Annotated in this window: 18 protein-coding genes; 10 read left to right on the top strand and 8 right to left on the bottom strand. The window is 61.4% G+C overall.

Translation table 11 applies throughout. From position 1 onward, the window contains the following. Positions 1 to 5 precede the first annotated feature (5 nt). Both AC1D0P_RS12325 and AC1D0P_RS12320 read right to left on the bottom strand, forming a co-directional pair. Positions 6 to 1,247 carry a RidA family protein gene (locus AC1D0P_RS12325; RefSeq protein WP_477677001.1) on the bottom strand — a complete coding sequence of 414 codons (1,242 nt, stop codon included), beginning with the start codon at positions 1,245 to 1,247 and terminating at the stop codon, positions 6 to 8. Between the two features lie 35 nt (positions 1,248 to 1,282). After that, positions 1,283 to 2,455: an amidase gene (locus AC1D0P_RS12320; protein ID WP_477677000.1), complete on the bottom strand. Its 1,173-nt coding sequence runs from the start codon at positions 2,453 to 2,455 to the stop codon at positions 1,283 to 1,285. Positions 2,456 to 2,566: 111 nt separating this feature from the next. On the opposite strand from AC1D0P_RS12320, the gene AC1D0P_RS12315 reads away from it, so the two are divergent. Continuing rightward, on the top strand, positions 2,567 to 3,463 hold the full coding sequence (locus tag AC1D0P_RS12315) for a LysR substrate-binding domain-containing protein (protein ID WP_477676999.1): 897 nt from the start codon (positions 2,567 to 2,569) through the stop codon (positions 3,461 to 3,463). 164 nt (positions 3,464 to 3,627) lie between these two features. After that, on the top strand, positions 3,628 to 4,311 hold the full coding sequence (locus AC1D0P_RS12310; RefSeq protein ID WP_477676998.1) for a cyclase family protein: 684 nt from the start codon (positions 3,628 to 3,630) through the stop codon (positions 4,309 to 4,311). A 1-nt stretch (position 4,312) separates the two neighbouring features. Here the strand turns inward: AC1D0P_RS12310 and AC1D0P_RS12305 are convergent, their stop codons facing one another. Then, positions 4,313 to 4,696: a nuclear transport factor 2 family protein gene (locus tag AC1D0P_RS12305; protein ID WP_477676997.1), complete on the bottom strand. Its 384-nt coding sequence runs from the start codon at positions 4,694 to 4,696 to the stop codon at positions 4,313 to 4,315. Between the two features lie 249 nt (positions 4,697 to 4,945). Between AC1D0P_RS12305 and AC1D0P_RS12300 the strand changes: the two genes are divergently transcribed. The 5 genes from AC1D0P_RS12300 (at position 4,946) to AC1D0P_RS12280 (ending at position 9,092) form a co-directional block, all read left to right on the top strand. Further along, on the top strand, positions 4,946 to 5,371 hold the full coding sequence (locus AC1D0P_RS12300; RefSeq protein WP_477676996.1) for a VOC family protein: 426 nt from the start codon (positions 4,946 to 4,948) through the stop codon (positions 5,369 to 5,371). A gap of 318 nt (positions 5,372 to 5,689) precedes the next feature. Continuing rightward, positions 5,690 to 6,304, top strand: coding sequence for a TetR/AcrR family transcriptional regulator (locus tag AC1D0P_RS12295; RefSeq protein WP_477676995.1), 615 nt, complete (start codon positions 5,690 to 5,692; stop codon positions 6,302 to 6,304). A 93-nt stretch (positions 6,305 to 6,397) separates the two neighbouring features. Then, positions 6,398 to 7,252: an oxidoreductase gene (locus AC1D0P_RS12290; protein ID WP_477676994.1), complete on the top strand. Its 855-nt coding sequence runs from the start codon at positions 6,398 to 6,400 to the stop codon at positions 7,250 to 7,252. A 63-nt stretch (positions 7,253 to 7,315) separates the two neighbouring features. Continuing rightward, the gene (locus tag AC1D0P_RS12285; protein WP_477676993.1) at positions 7,316 to 8,317 is read left to right on the top strand and encodes an NADP-dependent oxidoreductase; all 1,002 of its coding nucleotides are present in this window, start codon (positions 7,316 to 7,318) and stop codon (positions 8,315 to 8,317) included. Positions 8,318 to 8,387: 70 nt separating this feature from the next. Next, positions 8,388 to 9,092, top strand: coding sequence for an SDR family oxidoreductase (locus AC1D0P_RS12280; protein ID WP_477676992.1), 705 nt, complete (start codon positions 8,388 to 8,390; stop codon positions 9,090 to 9,092). Positions 9,093 to 9,113: 21 nt separating this feature from the next. On the opposite strand, the gene AC1D0P_RS12275 is transcribed toward AC1D0P_RS12280, so the two are convergent. The 3 genes from AC1D0P_RS12275 to AC1D0P_RS12265 form a co-directional block, all read right to left on the bottom strand. Beyond that, entirely contained in the window at positions 9,114 to 9,965 is an 852-nt protein-coding gene (locus tag AC1D0P_RS12275; RefSeq protein ID WP_477676991.1) for an alpha/beta fold hydrolase, read from the bottom strand. A 77-nt stretch (positions 9,966 to 10,042) separates the two neighbouring features. Next, positions 10,043 to 10,258 carry a glycine zipper 2TM domain-containing protein gene (locus AC1D0P_RS12270; protein ID WP_477652606.1) on the bottom strand — a complete coding sequence of 72 codons (216 nt, stop codon included), beginning with the start codon at positions 10,256 to 10,258 and terminating at the stop codon, positions 10,043 to 10,045. Positions 10,259 to 10,566: 308 nt separating this feature from the next. Beyond that, positions 10,567 to 11,058 (bottom strand): VOC family protein, encoded by a 492-nt coding sequence (locus AC1D0P_RS12265; RefSeq protein ID WP_477676990.1) that lies wholly within the window; start codon positions 11,056 to 11,058, stop codon positions 10,567 to 10,569. Positions 11,059 to 11,283: 225 nt separating this feature from the next. Between AC1D0P_RS12265 and AC1D0P_RS12260 the strand changes: the two genes are divergently transcribed. The 3 genes from AC1D0P_RS12260 (at position 11,284) to AC1D0P_RS12250 (ending at position 12,639) form a co-directional block, all read left to right on the top strand. Continuing rightward, positions 11,284 to 11,565: a hypothetical protein gene (locus AC1D0P_RS12260; protein ID WP_477676989.1), complete on the top strand. Its 282-nt coding sequence runs from the start codon at positions 11,284 to 11,286 to the stop codon at positions 11,563 to 11,565. A gap of 25 nt (positions 11,566 to 11,590) precedes the next feature. Then, on the top strand, positions 11,591 to 12,094 hold the full coding sequence (locus AC1D0P_RS12255) for a DMP19 family protein (protein WP_477676988.1): 504 nt from the start codon (positions 11,591 to 11,593) through the stop codon (positions 12,092 to 12,094). Between the two features lie 95 nt (positions 12,095 to 12,189). After that, positions 12,190 to 12,639 carry a hypothetical protein gene (locus AC1D0P_RS12250; RefSeq protein WP_477676987.1) on the top strand — a complete coding sequence of 150 codons (450 nt, stop codon included), beginning with the start codon at positions 12,190 to 12,192 and terminating at the stop codon, positions 12,637 to 12,639. Positions 12,640 to 12,696: 57 nt separating this feature from the next. Here the strand turns inward: AC1D0P_RS12250 and AC1D0P_RS12245 are convergent, their stop codons facing one another. Next, entirely contained in the window at positions 12,697 to 13,908 is a 1,212-nt protein-coding gene (locus AC1D0P_RS12245; RefSeq protein ID WP_477676986.1) for a hypothetical protein, read from the bottom strand. Positions 13,909 to 13,922: 14 nt separating this feature from the next. Beyond that, on the bottom strand, positions 13,923 to 14,435 hold a 513-nt coding region (locus AC1D0P_RS12240; RefSeq protein ID WP_477676985.1), incomplete at its 5' end, for a hypothetical protein.

Here is a 14,435-nt window from a genome sequence, read left to right as displayed (position 1 = left end):
AACTCCTAGATTYGCGCCGCATACACTTCGATGGCGATCACAGCGCCGCCCACTGGCAACGGCGAGGCCTTGACGACAGACCTGGCCGGCGCGGTCGGGAAGTAGGTTTTCCAAACCTCATCAAACTGAGCGAAATCCGAGAGATCTGTCAGGAATACCTGAGCCTTGGCAACGTGCGAAAGATCGCTGCCAACGCTGCGCAGTGCTGCATCAATGCGTTTCAACACCCACTCGGTCTGCAATCGAATCGCTGAGGAGTAATGGGGATACGCCGGCGACACCACGCACTCGTCCGGCAGTGTCCCAGTGTCAAAGCCTGGGAAAATTCCTGCCGAAAACACCAAGTCACCGCACCTGACGGCTTCAGGGCCTCGCGGTGAGATGTTCTTTGAAACCACCAAATCGTCACCGGTATAAGCGGTCAGGTCGATCTCGATGATGGTGTCGCCCACCAGCAAAGAGCCAATGCCGGTGACGGCCAGTGCCGTGGATGCAGGGATGCCGTCACGCCAGGCTTTCAAGAATCCGCTCTCTTGTTTGGTGTCGAGCAGGAGAGCTTGTCCTTTCACAACGTCTGCGGGCCGTGCCCCGCCGGCGCTCAGCGACCCGAGCATATTGCGGATCGTGTAGTTCGATTGCTTCTGCATATCGGCCTTCGCACCGCGTCCACCCGCTTCAGGTGGGACACCGTCAATGGCATTGTGCGCCAGTTGTCCAGAAGTGAAAACGAAATCCCCCGCGCGCATCGCTTCGACTTTTTTGGTCAGCGGCCGGGGGCCATCCGAGCTGGCAGGAGACTTTGTCAAGCCGCTATCGGCGGCAAGCGAAATCAGCGAGATCTCGAGGCGGGCCCCCGGGACGAGCAAGCCGGCTGCGCCGACCGTGGTACGTGTCGGTGGATTGGGAAAGTAACGCTTCCAGACGCGATCAAAACCGGGAAAGTCGCTGCTCTCCAGCAGAAAGACATGCGCCTTGACGACAGAATCAAGCGTGCTCCCGGCTTGCTGCAAGGTGCGAGACAGCGAACGCAGGATGTACTCCGTCTGAAGCTCAGCTTCAGAGGCGAAGTAGGGAAATTTTCCATCAACTTCGGCTTCAGGAGCAATTCCATTCACCCAGTCAGTTGCCAACACTGCGGAAGTGAAGATGAATGGGCCGGCTCGCACCGCTTCGGATTGCCAGATCGGGGCAGCCGTTTTGTGTCCGCGGAAGTGAACCAATTTTGCTGGTGATAAGGTTTCGGGCATATTTGTTCCTTCAAGTTGGGTTAGTCATGAGTTGCTCAATCCAGYGTGCAAGACAGGCAGAACGTTGCATCGCCGGTTGTGTTCAAACCGTGGGGGGCCTCACCAGGTGTCGCAAAGCTGAGGAGTGCGTCGTATTGCATGAACAGCAGATCGATGGCCGAGGCAAGGGTTGCGGCCCTCCTTTTTGCATCGAGGTAGGCTTGCTCGGTGATTGCTTGTCCGCGCGTGACTTCGTCCATCAGCGGCGCTCCTAGCTCGCCGGCGACTGGGCTCTGCGTCTCGGCAAGCAGCGATCTCCCCATCTCGTAACGGGAGATCGTTCTCTGTAGTTCAAGAGATTCCTCGAGTTGCGAAGGCCAGTCCGCCGGGTGGACCTGTGCTCCGGCGAAACTACAGCGCCGGGCTACAGCCTCAAGCGCCTCCACTGCCGACTCTTCAGCCCTATCCACGAAAGGCCCCGGCAACAAGCCGATACGCGGAGGAGACGACAGCGGCTGAGGCATTTCAACATTCCGCATGCCACGCAGCACACTGAAAAAAAGTGCCACATCCTCCACCCTCGATGCGAAGGCACCGACGGTATCGAGTGACCACGCATAGCCCTTGGTGCCAGCCGTCGACACCGAACCGAAACTCGGCTTGAAACCAACGGCGCCGCAAAAAGCCGCCGGCCTGACGATGGAGCCTCCTGTCTGCGTTCCAGTAGCAAGTAGCACTTGATGATCCCCGACTACGGCCGCAGATCCGGCGGAAGAGCCGCCCGGCGTGTGGTTCTTGTTATGGGGGTTGGTAGTGGCACAGGGACGGCTCGCACCAAACTCGACAGTGGCCGTCTTTCCCAGGATGACCGCTCCGGCCGCCCTTGCAAGGGCAACGCAAGCCGCGTCCATCACCGGTTTGTGCCCAAGGTAGGCGGACGAGCCATAAGACGTGGGATGTGTGCGCGTATCCGATAAATCCTTCACAGCGATCGGAATGCCATGCAGTACACCCCTGCGCGGCTGTAGATCCAGCGCCGCGGCCTCGCGCAACGCCTGCACCTCGTTGAGAGAAGCCCATGCATGCAGATCCGGCTCTCGCAAAGTTGCCCGGGCAATCGCTTCTCTCACTAGTTGCACCGACGTCAGCTGGCCAGCATCAATCCTTCGGCCAGTTTCCCAAACGGATGGACTGCGAGTGGCAGAGGAAGCGACGATTTCTGAGTGCATGGACGGCAGTCTAGGACGCCAACTCCATAACAACAAATTACTTATCGATAGCCAGCTATACAGAATCGGCATACACTCAAATTGGCGACGGACCTCACACCCCAGGCGAACATGAGACCACTCAATTCCAAGCACATCGAGACCTTCCGCGCTTTCATGCAAGGCGGAACCACGACGGCCGCAGCGAAGATTCTTCACATGACCCAGCCGGCGGTCAGTCGCACGCTGTCCCATCTTCAGTTGTCCACCGGCCTGAAACTGTTTGAGATGCATCGGGGGCGGCTTCTCCCAACACCAGAGGCGAATGAACTTTTTCGCGCAGTGCAGCGGCACTTTCTTGGCCTGGAAAAGGTTGAAGAAACAGTTGCGGCCCTTCGCCAAACGGGCATTGGGGTGTTGCGCATTGCGTGTACGCCGGTCCTCGCGCTGGCCGTCCTGCCTGCCGTGATCCAGCAGTTCAAAACCGACCATACAGGCGTAAAAATCAGTCTCCAGACCGTGGGCACCTCATTTATGCGGGACGGCCTGCTAAGCGGAATTTATGACCTGGCGATCTCGACAAGCGACATTAGCGCCAAGGGCCTTGAACCTGAGCTGCTGCACCAAACACGCGCCGTATGCGTCATGAATAAGCAACTCGGATTGGCCGCCAAGCCAGGGGTCCATGTCCGCGACCTGAAGGATTTCCCCCTTCTCGTCCACGGTGCGGACGACAGTTTGCAGCAGATGCTGCAGCAGGTTCTTGCCAAACACGGAGTCACGCCCCCTTCTGTTGTCGAGACAAACTACTCCGCCACTATCTGCACCCTTGCAGCAGCGGGAGTAGGGGTGGGCATCGTGAGTTCTTATGGAGCAGCGGCTTTCCGTGACGTGGTGCACGTAGCGCCGTTCACTCCCGGCATAAAGGTGCAGACGCACCTTGCCTATGCCCCAAACTCGGCGCCGTCGCGGCTAGCCCGCGATTTTGGCGACCGGCTCGGCCTGCATTTGCGATCACAAAGATACTGACTTTTCGAACGGGCTATGCCGGCGCGGCATTGGGTTGTAGCGGAGTTTCATAGGACGCGAGCTCTGGGCAGACTCTAAAATTTGCGCATCAACTTGAGCTCGGCCTGGAGGCGATTGCGCTGGCGGCAACAGCAAGTTTGTATAGAAAATTTGAAGGTAAAAGTATGCTGATCGACCTCTCCCACACTTTCGAAGATGGAATGCCAGGCGCGCGGTTCAAAGACAGGAATGGTGATTCTGTTGAGCTAACCGCCCATCTGCGTCCATATATGACGCATTCAGAATCAGAGTGCCACTACGACGGGAAGTCATCCTTCGAAGTAACTGATGTTGCATTTCAAACTTCGGTGGGCACCAAGCTGGACGCTCCGCGCCACCGTTTTCCCGGCGCGGAGGATATTGCTTCGATCGAGTTGGATAGATTGGTTCTTACAGGTGTAGTGTCGGACCTCCGGGACACTAAACCGCGCCAACAAATCGAATGGAGTGATCTTGGGCTGCAGGGCAATCTTGAAGGGCAAGCACTGTTACTTAACTTTGGCTGGGATCGTCATTGGGGCACGGAGACATATCGATCACATCCGTTTCTCTCGAGGGATGCACTGCGGCAAGTGCAGCGTGCCGGAATAAAGCTCCTGGGAGTGGATTGCTCCAATGTTGATTCAACCAGCGACATGGAGCGCCCCGCCCACACCTGGTTTTTGCGTGATGGAATCCTGATCATTGAAAATTTAACAGGACTGTCTGCGCTCCACGGGAAGTCCTTTCGGTTCTTCGCGATCCCCCTGAAAGCACGGGAAGCCGCAGCGTTTCCCGTTAGGGCGTTCGCAGAGATTCTGGACAACTAACCTACAAAGCCCCACTCTCGCCCGCCGCACCCTCCAGTTCAGCCTCAATCACAAAAGCCTGCAACCCAGCCATCCCCCCATCCCGAAAGCGCCAGACATCGCAGTAGGCATGGCGCACATCCTTCCTCGCCTCGTCCTTCAAAGTGATCTCGCCAAGTGCCGCGACAAAGTCCCCGTCGGCGATCATCTGGTGGACCTCAAACCTCGGCGGCTCCCGGTACTCACTCGCCATCCACTCGCGAACAGCGTCTTTTCCCTTCAGCGTCCTGTCCCCTACAAAGATCCATTCCGTGTCCTCCGTGCAGAACTGCAGGAATCCCTCGTAGTCGCCTTTCACGATGGCCGCATTGGCCTTTTGCAGAATCTCTTTGTGGCTATCTGGCATTGAGAAATCTCCTGTTTCAATGGGATGGATTCCAGAGTCTGATCGCGCACAAACACAGGGCGTTGTCAGCCACGGGCCGCGCAACACGTAGGCCACGCACTTTCCTCGGAGAGGGCCAGTCAGCCAAGTCCTACGCCCAAAGCTGAAACCAGGAGCTGGCGCTCAGTCCTCACAGGCCTAGCTTGGAATAAGCAACTCGCCGGCCATACACACCTTTGCGTACCCACCGCCGGCCAAGGAGGACTTGCAATGAAACTCGTGCCGCAACTGGCCTTTGACGGCAACTGCCGCCAGGCCTTTGAGCTTTATGAAAAAGTGCTCAGGGGCAAGATCACCGTGATGAACGCCTTGGGCGACAGCCCGGACGTCCCGCTTCCGCCGGGCTCCAAACCCTCGGCGCCTGAACACATACGCTTCGCCGAACTCCAGATGGGCGACTGGGCGCTGCTGGGCAACGACGTGCCGCCCGACGAGTTTGAGCCCATGCGCGGCTTCAACATCTCCCTGCATGCCCAAAGCGTCGCGGAGGCCACGCGCGTCTTTGATGCGCTGGCCGAAGGCGGCGAGGTCAAGGCGCCGCTGACGCGGATGCCCTGGGCCGCGCGCTTCGGCCAGCTGGTGGATCGCTTTGGGGTGCCCTGGCTGGTTCTGGCATTGGCTCCGCAGGACATCTGATTCACGGCTGGTCGTTCATCATGCGGCTGCTGAACATGTCCAAAAATGATTAGAAATGAACTCCGCTGGGCTTTAGTGACTTCGGGATGCACAATTTTGATTATTTAAGCGCGTTTTTGTCCAAAAACGATTATTTGGCTACCAGGCGATCTTGAGCGGTCCCGACAGCCTGGAGTGCAAATCTCGTCTCTTCAATCTGCGTAAATCTGCGAAATCTGCGGATGAATCTGTATCCACAGATTTCGCAGATTTGCGCAGATAAAAACCATCACGAACCGGCCCAAAACCTTCGCGGCGCACGTTTCGCCCAAATAACGTATGATGCGCGTCATGCGAAACGCAAAGCCACCCAAAATCAACGCCCGCTCCGCCGCCAAAGAGGCCTCCCACGAACGCATCGTGTCGGTGGCCGCGCGGGCGATACGGCGCAGCGGTTACGACGGCACCGGCGTGGCCGACATCATGAAAGAGGCCGGCCTGACGCATGGCGCGTTTTACGCGCACTTCGCTTCGCGCGAGGCCATGCTGGCCGAAGCCGCGACCCGGGCCTGCACCGAGTCTGCCGCCGTGATAGCGGGCGTTGCGGCCGGCTCGCCGCCTGAACAGGCCATGGCGGCCATGCTGCGCGCCTACCTCTCGCCGGAGCACCGGGAGCAGGTCGAGCTGGGCTGCCCCTTGGCCGCGCTGGGTTCGGAGACACCGCGCCAGGTGCCTGAAGTGCGCCGCGCGATCACCCGGCACGTCAAGGAAATGGTGGATTTTGTCGCCCGCCAGTCGCCTGAGTGGGGCCAGCCCGGCGCCCATGAGCGCGCGCTGGCGACGGTGGCCACCATGGTCGGCACCTTGCTGGTGGCGCGCGTGGTCGACGAGCCCGCGCTGGCGGACAGCTTTTGCGAAGCCGCGCTGCAGCAGCTGGTCCCGGTCTCCCACTGAATCCCGTTTTGTCGAGCCACGCCTGCTTTTTTCTTCGCCCTCATATATGACAGTCATCATGCCAAATTCACTTTTCACCGAAAGACCCGCACCATGAACACACACAACAAGATTGCCCTGGTGACAGGCGCCTCCTCCGGCATAGGCGAAGCGACCGCGCAGCGGCTGGCCGCGGCAGGCTACAAGGTCTACGGCACCAGCCGGCGTGGCGGCCAGGCAGGCGGGCAAGCTTTTGAGATGCTGCCGCTGGATGTGACCCAGGACGCGTCGGTGGAGGCCGCGGTGCGGAAGCTGATCCAGCTTGAAGGCCGCATCGACCTGCTGGTCAACAACGCGGGCTTTGGTGTCGCCGCGGCGGGTGCGGAAGAGAGTTCGATGGCGCAGGCCCAGGCGATCTTTGACACCAACTTCTTTGGCCTGGTGCGCATGACCCGTGCCGTGCTGCCGCACATGCGGCGCCAGGGCAGCGGCCGCATCATCAACATGGGCTCGGTGTTTGGTTTCCTGCCCATGCCCTACATGGCGCTGTATGCCGCGACCAAACACGCGGTGGAGGGTTATTCGGAATCGCTGGACCATGAGCTGCGCACCGCCGGCATCCGCGTTTCGGTGATAGAGCCCGCGAACACGAACACGCAGTTCGACGCCAACCTGCTGGAGCCCGATGAAAAACTCGAGGCCTACCGCGAGGTCCGCGCGGCCGTGACACACAAGATGAAGGAGCTCGTCGAGGCCGGCGACAAGCCCGCCATCGTGGCCGACACCGTGCTCAAGGCCGCGCTCGCGGCCAACCCCAAGCTGCGCTACACGGCCGGCGCCCGCGCGGGCAGCCTGCAATGGCTGCGCCGCCTGGCGCCCGCCGGCCTGGTGGATGCCGGGATCCGCAAGAACCTGCAACTCGACATGCCGGGGCTGTCACTGCCCCGCGCCGCAGCGCTCAGCAAGTAGTCCAGGCCCTGATTCAACACAAGCTCAACACAACCCGGGCACACCGGGAACAAGGAAAACAACATGAAAGCACTGACCTTCAAACGCTACGGCAAAACTCCCGATATCGGCTTCGCCGAGGTTCCGCGCCCGACGCTGAAGCCCGACGAACTGCTGGTCCAGGTCCATGCCGCGGCGGTGAACCCGATCGACAACATGATCCCGACCGGGCTTTTCAAGGCGGTGGTGAAGTTGCAGCTTCCTGCTGTGATGGGCAGCGACCTGGCCGGTGTGGTGACGGAGGTCGGTAGCCGCGTGACCCGCTTCAAGCCCGGTGATGCAGTGTTTGCGAGCATCTTCGACATCGGCACGGGCGCGATTGCCGAGTTCGCGGTGGTGCCGGAAAACGCCGCCGCGCTGAAGCCGGCCAATCTGGACTTTGTGCAGGCGGCATCGATCCCGATGGTGGGGCTGACCTCGTGGCAGGCGCTGAAAGAGCGGGTGAAGCTCAGGCCCGGGCAGAAGGTGTTTATCCCGGCGGGCTCCGGCGGCATCGGCACCTTCGCGATCCAGCTGGCCAAGCACCTGGRCGCCAAGGTCGGAACGACCACCAGCACAGGCAACGTCGAACTGGTGCGCGGCCTGGGCGCGGACGAGATCGTCGACTACAAAAAACAGGAATTCGAGAAGGTGCTGCACGGCTACGACGCGGTGCTGGGCACCGTCAGGGGTGATGCGATGGAGAAAGCCGTCGCCATCCTCAAGCCGGGGGCCAGCATGGTCTCCCTGGTCGGGCCGCTGGACGCGGCATTCGCCCGCGCGCGGGGGCTGAACTTCTTCCTGACCTTTGTGTTCGCGATGATGAGCCGCAAGATCATGGGCCTCGCGAAAAAGCAGGACGTCAATTACTCATTTCTTTTTGCGCACCCCGATGGCGCCCAGCTCGCCCACATCGGCGAACTGCTCAAGGCGGAGCGCATCCACCCGGTGATCGACAAGGTGTTTCCCTTCGAGCAGGCCAAGGAAGCGCTTGCCTACCTTGGCCAGGGACGCGCCAAAGGCAAGGTCGTGATCAAGGTTCGTTGAGTTTTGTTCGTGCCGGTTCGGGTGGAAACCGGCAGCCGATTTTTTTTCGCACTTTTTTTTGGAGATGTTTATGAAGATCAAAGATTCCGTTGTTCTCGTCACCGGCGCCAATCGCGGCATAGGCCTGGCCTTCGCGCGCGAGCTGCTGGCACGCGGTGCCCGCAAGGTCTATGCGGCGGCGCGCGACCCGGCCACCGTCACCCTGCCCGGTGTGCAGGCCCTGCGCCTTGACGTCAACAAGCCGGAAGACGTGGCGGCTGCCGCGGCGCTGGCATCGGACGTGACCCTGGTGATCAACAACGCCGGCATTGCCCAGCCGGGCGGCTTCCTGGCGGCCGACAGCGAGGACATCGCGCGGCGGATTTTTGAAACCAACTTCTTCGCCGTGCTGCGCATGAGCAAGGCCTTCGCGCCCGTACTCAAAGGCAACGGCGGCGGCGCGCTGCTCAATGTGCTGTCGGTGGCCTCGTGGGTCAACGGCGGCGAACTCGCGGCCTACTCGGCCAGCAAGTCGGCGGCCTGGTCGCTGACCAATGCCCTGCGCAGCGAACTCGCGCCCCAGAAAACCCAGGTGCTGGGCTTGCACATGGCCTATGTCGACACCGACCTCACGCGCGGCTTCGAAGTGCCCAAGTCCAGCCCCGAAGACATCGTCAAGCGCGCGCTGGACGGGCTGGAAGCCGGCGCCGATGAAGTGCTGGCCGATGAGGTGACGCAGCATGTCAAGCAAGGGATGACGGCGGCGCGGCCCAGCTACCTGCCGCAAGCGGCCTGAGCCTGAAGCGGCGCGGCCGGATCAGCCGGCCTGGCATTCTTTCGCGAAGGTGGCCAGCGCCCGCGTGAACGCCTTGGGCACCTCCAGCGGCGCGAACTCGCCGCTGCCCGCCAGCACCTCACCCTTGAGGCGCTTCGCGCCCGCGGCTTTCAGGGCGGGGAGGTAGTCGTCGGGCGAACGGCCGTCGGCGTCGCCGCGCAGGTAGAGCATCGGCGTTTCGATGTTTTTGTGCCGGCTGTTGTGCCGGGCGTCGGCCTGCAGGGCGCGGTACCAGTCAAAGCCTGCCTTGAGCGCCTCGGGGCGCTCATAGGCTTGCGCGAAGGCGGCTCTATGCGCCTCCGTCACGGCCTCTTTTTTGCCGGCCAGGAAGTCGGTGAAAAAATCAAAGTAGGCGCGCTGGTGGCCCGTGACCAGAAGCTCGGGCAGCTCAGGCAGGGCATGGAAGGCGAAGTGCCAGATGCGGGGATCAGCCAGGATCCTGTCCCAGGGGTCGATGCCGGGGATCACGGTGTTCATCACCACGGCCCCTGCGATGCGCTCGCCGTGGTCACGCGCGGCCGCATAGGCGATCATGCCGCCCACATCGAGGCCGGCCATGACAGGTGAGCGCGCACCAGCGCGTTCCGCCGCGCCGATCAGAATGTCGGCCAATACAGTCTTCTCCGCGGAAGCTGGGGCGCCGCGCGAATCACCGATGCCGGGTAAATCGAAGGCGAGCACGAAATGCCCGGTGGCGAGCGTGTCGATCACCGGGGCGTAGAGGTCCTTGGAATGGGGCCAGCCGTGCAAAAGCACGATGGCGGGCCTGGCGGGATCGCCGGCCGCGATCAGGCCGAGTGTCAGGCCTTCATGGGCCAGGGTGTCGGTGCGCATAAAGCATCCGGGTTCGTACACATGAAGCGCCTGCCTGGCGCTCCATGCGCGAACGAACCCGGCTTCCGGGCTAAGGCTTAGCGTTTCGGCTTGCTGACCTCGTGGCCGATCACACCGCCGACCGCGGCGCCGCCGACAGTACCCAAGGCACTGCCGCCGCTCAAAGCCGAGCCGGCCACACCGCCGACACCGGCGCCGATGACGGTGTTCCTGTCCTGCGTCGACATGCCGCTGCAGCCTGCCAGGCCGGCGAATAGCGCCGCGCAAAGTATGCTTTGTTTGATTCCAATCATGTCGTTCTCCTTCAGAAAGTGGATGAAAGTCTGAAGAGCCATAAATGCCGCTGTATCACGCCATCCACGCCTTCTTCCCTTGAATGAATCGCCTCCAACCGTGCATTGCAAGCAAGCCACGGCGATGGCTTTTCATTGCTGGTTTATTCATGCTAGGAGGCTGGGTGACCAAGGGTGTAGGACGAGGTCCCGAGGTCCCGTCCAGTTTCGCCAGGCGATATTGCAGCGAAAACAGCAAGGGCAAGGTAAGCGGCCCGGCAAGAGCAGCCGTGCCGCGGGACGCGTGCCATCCACCCCGAAGACGGACGTCAGCCCCGCCGTGCGGCCTCTATCTTGGCGATGTCGATTTTCTTCATCTTCATCATCGCGTCGAAGGCACGCTTGGCGGCCTTGCGATCAGGGTCGGCGATCGCATCGGTGAGAGCGCGCGGGGTGATCTGCCATGACAGGCCCCACTTGTCCTTGCACCAGCCGCACGCGCTTTCCTCGCCGCCGTTGCCGACGACCGCGTTCCACAGGCGGTCGGTTTCGGCCTGGTCATCGGTCGCGATCTGGAAAGAGAAGGCCTCGCTCTGCTTGAAAGCCGGGCCGCCGTTGATCCCGATGCAGGGGATGCCGGCGACGGTGAACTCGACCGTCAGCACGTCGCCCTGCTTGCCGTCGGGGTAGTCGCCCGGCGCGTGGAATATGTCCCCGACCTTGCTGTCGGGAAATGTTTTGGCATAGAACTTCGCGGCCTCCAGCGCGTCGCGCTCGTACCAGAGGCAGATGGTGTTCTTGCTGACTTTTTTGCTGGCCATTGTGTGTCTCCTGAAGGGTTGGGAATGCAGGTTGTTATCACCGTCAAAGCAGGTCCATCGTACTCACGGCGCAAGCCCGGTCTGTCGGATGCGGCTGACGCCTTTGTAGGGGGTCGCCTATGTCGTATGCTTTCGCGGCGGGTGTCGAGCTTAATCGGGTGTCCGGCCGGTGGCAAGAACACCGGCTAATATTGCCGGCCTAGGCCTCAAAAAGGAGAAGAACAAATGGACAACAACCAGACAGCCCTGCTATCCGAGATCCGTGACCTGCTGAAAGAGCAGAACACGCTCATCGCCGACATCAAGGCCATGAACGTCGAGGCCGCGGGCCGGAATCTGCTGGCGATGGACCAGGCCGGCGAGTGGCAGGCCTCGAGTACCGACGCCTTGCAGCGTGCCCGCCGCGAGAACAGGAAAACCTTCATCGTCTTCATGCTGTTTCTGCTTTTGATGGCCGGCTTTGCCTTCTACCGGTTCGGCTCCTTCAGCAGGATGCTGGGCGCATAAACGGCTTCAACGTCAAGGCCCACACATGACACGCATCATCCCGCCCCTGGTCCTCGAGATGGTGAACGAGGCCTCCAGTTCCGCCGGCTCCGATGTTTCCCCGTTCTGGCAATCGGACAGCGAGGGAACGCCGGAGGAAGGCATGTACCAGCTCGCGCTTGAGCTTGACATTGAAAACCCCGACCACCTTCTCAACCAGCTGCCACCCGGATACCGGATGGTCTACGCGATCTTCCAGTGGGAAACGAGCCGCGCCGGCGAAGGGTTCAAGACGGGTACGGACAACTCGGGGGCGGAACTGGTCCAGGCTGCGGCGAAAGCCTATGCCGAGGCGGGCATGCCCGAGGAAGCCATGGCGCTGGAGCGCATGCTGGCGCAGTACACACAGACACCGCTGGACTACGAGCGCATCGAGGCGGCCTACGAGGCAGAAGACAACAACCCCTACAAGGAGGACTGGGAGCGAATTCCGCAGCTGGTCAGGCATCTTTGCGAGAATGCGGACCGCTATTTTTATGTTGAGGCTTGAGCACTGACGATCCGCCGCATGCGCGCATGGGATGAAAATATCCTGAGGCCTTGCGCGCCGGGTGCGGTATGGTTCCGGCTAACACGGGAGATCAGATGAAACATATACGCGCAATGACGTGGACCGCGGCAGGCCTGGGCTGGCTCGCGGCCTTCTTCTTTTTGGGGTCGGCCATAGGCGGCGTTCAGTGGATAGCTCACACCGGGCGCACCGTTCCGGCCGCATTGAACATCGCGATGGCGGTTCTTTGTTTCGGGGCGGCCTACTGCTTGTTCTCCGGCGGAAAGCTTCCCAGAGGCCTTGCCATCCCCATCGTTCTGCTCGCGCTGTTGCACCTGGTGAACATCTTCACCTTCCTGCTGTTTGCGGCGCGTGTCCAGTCCGATTTTTTTGCGCCGCTGTTCCTGCTGTCGGCCTTCATTCCCACCAATACGGGCTTCACTTCTTGGATTCCCGGGTATCTCAACCTTTTCCTGCTTCCGGTGCTTTCATTGCTGCTTGTCTTTTTTGGCGGAAGCCGGGAAAGGGCGGCAGATCAAGCTTGATACCTGGCCGAGATTCAGGCCCTGGCCCGCGTTGCCGCCACCGCAGGCAGAAACCGCCTATTGCACATGGCATTCCCGCCGCAGCAAGGCCAGCGCGTCGTGGAGCGCATGAACCGCATCGCTTTGCAGCGTGGCCTGCGCCTCTTCCACAAAGTCATCCCACAAGCTGGCGTAGGCGTCCTGGCGCTGCACCGGTGCGTGGTCCACGATGTACTGGTGGGCCAGCGCGGGCTTGAAACCTGATTTGCGGATCTTGCGCAGCAGGGTCGCGGCGCTTTTCTCGGTCAGCACGGTCTTGGGTGCGGAACCGGCGGCCACGCACAGGAACAGGGTCAACAGCGAACCATCGTCCGCATTGCCGCCGGTCACCTTGCTCCACACGGCAGATGCCTGGCGGTCATGGTGATCGACCTCGTTCAGGCCGTCTTCGACCCAAAAATACCGGCCCATGAAGGCCGGGCTGCGGTCAAACAGCTGGCGCGGCGGCAAGGCCGTATCGAGTATTTTTGGCGCGTCGGCCATCACGGACTGCCGCACCGCCTCCACCACATCCCGCAGATGGGCAGGCAGCTTTTTCGGGACGATGAGGGGCAGCGCCGCCGGAGCAGCCCCGTGCTTTTTGCGCAAGGCTGTGATCATCTTCTCGAACGCGACCCAGTCGGGCATCTCGGTACGGCCCGKCGCCGGCACCAGCAAGGCGGTGCGAATCACCGCTTCGGCATCCTTGCCCGCGTCTTCGAGTTCGGCGGCGTCCATGCCCAGCTCGCCGGCAAGCCAGACGGCCGCATCGATCACCTGCGCCACCTGGCTGCGCCGGGCAAGTTCGGCCTGGTAGTCGGCCAGGTTGCGCAGCGACCATTTGGCCAGCAGCGGAATGTGCGCGTCGGTGAAGCCGCCGCCTTCATTCATGCCGAAGTGGCTGTTTTGCGGCATGGCGATCAGGGCCTTGAGCATGTCCGATCCGCCCTTGGAACGCGACAGCAGCGAGAAATCGCGCAGCGATTCAGCCGCCTGCCGGAGGTCGCCGTGGCAGGAATTTTCGAGGTACAGGCTGATCAGGTTCACCATGCGATCGCGGGCTTTTTCAAGGTCCGGACGCAGAAACTCATTGCCGAAATAACGCGCGATCTGCACCATGCCCTTGGGGCCTTCGACCCGCATGGCTTCGATTTTTTCGGCGCCGATGACGCCGTGCTGCACGCCGTACTGCAGCGCCTTCTCGAAAAAAGGACGCGCATCGTAGAGCGAGATGGTGGAAGGCGAAGACATGGGCGTTTGCAAGTTCAGATCGCCGATTCCTCGTCGGACTCGCGCGCCGTCGGTGTGGCCTTGCCGCGGTCGGTGTCGCCGGTCTCCACCTTGCCGTCGTCCTGCTCATCGTCGTCGTTCTCGTCCTCTTCATCGGAAGCCGCTTTGTGGGCACTGCCCTTGGCGCGCAGCACCATCAGCATTTCAATGAACAGGTCCGGCAGTTCGTAACGCAGTATCCAGGCGAGCTGCATCCAGTCCTGGTCGGCGACCTCCTCCTGCTGGACACGCGGTCTTTCGTAGGCCGAGGCCAGCAGGGCGGACTGGGACAGCATCTTGCCGTACTCGTCGGCCGCCTCAAAGCCGCCGCTGCGCGCAAAGCCCTCGACACGGCTCCACTGGTCGGAAAAATAATCGGCGAGCGCTTCGCTGCCGCCGTCCAGGTCGCCGATCGCGGTAAGAAATTCCACCGGGTCCGCGTCCTCCCGGAAGATCACCGCATTGACCATGCCGCGCAGGTGCGTGCGGGTCAAGTCCTTGTAGAGCTT

The organism is Polaromonas sp. P1_G2, assembly GCF_056405515.1.
This window is presented reverse-complemented; position numbering and strand designations above follow the sequence as displayed.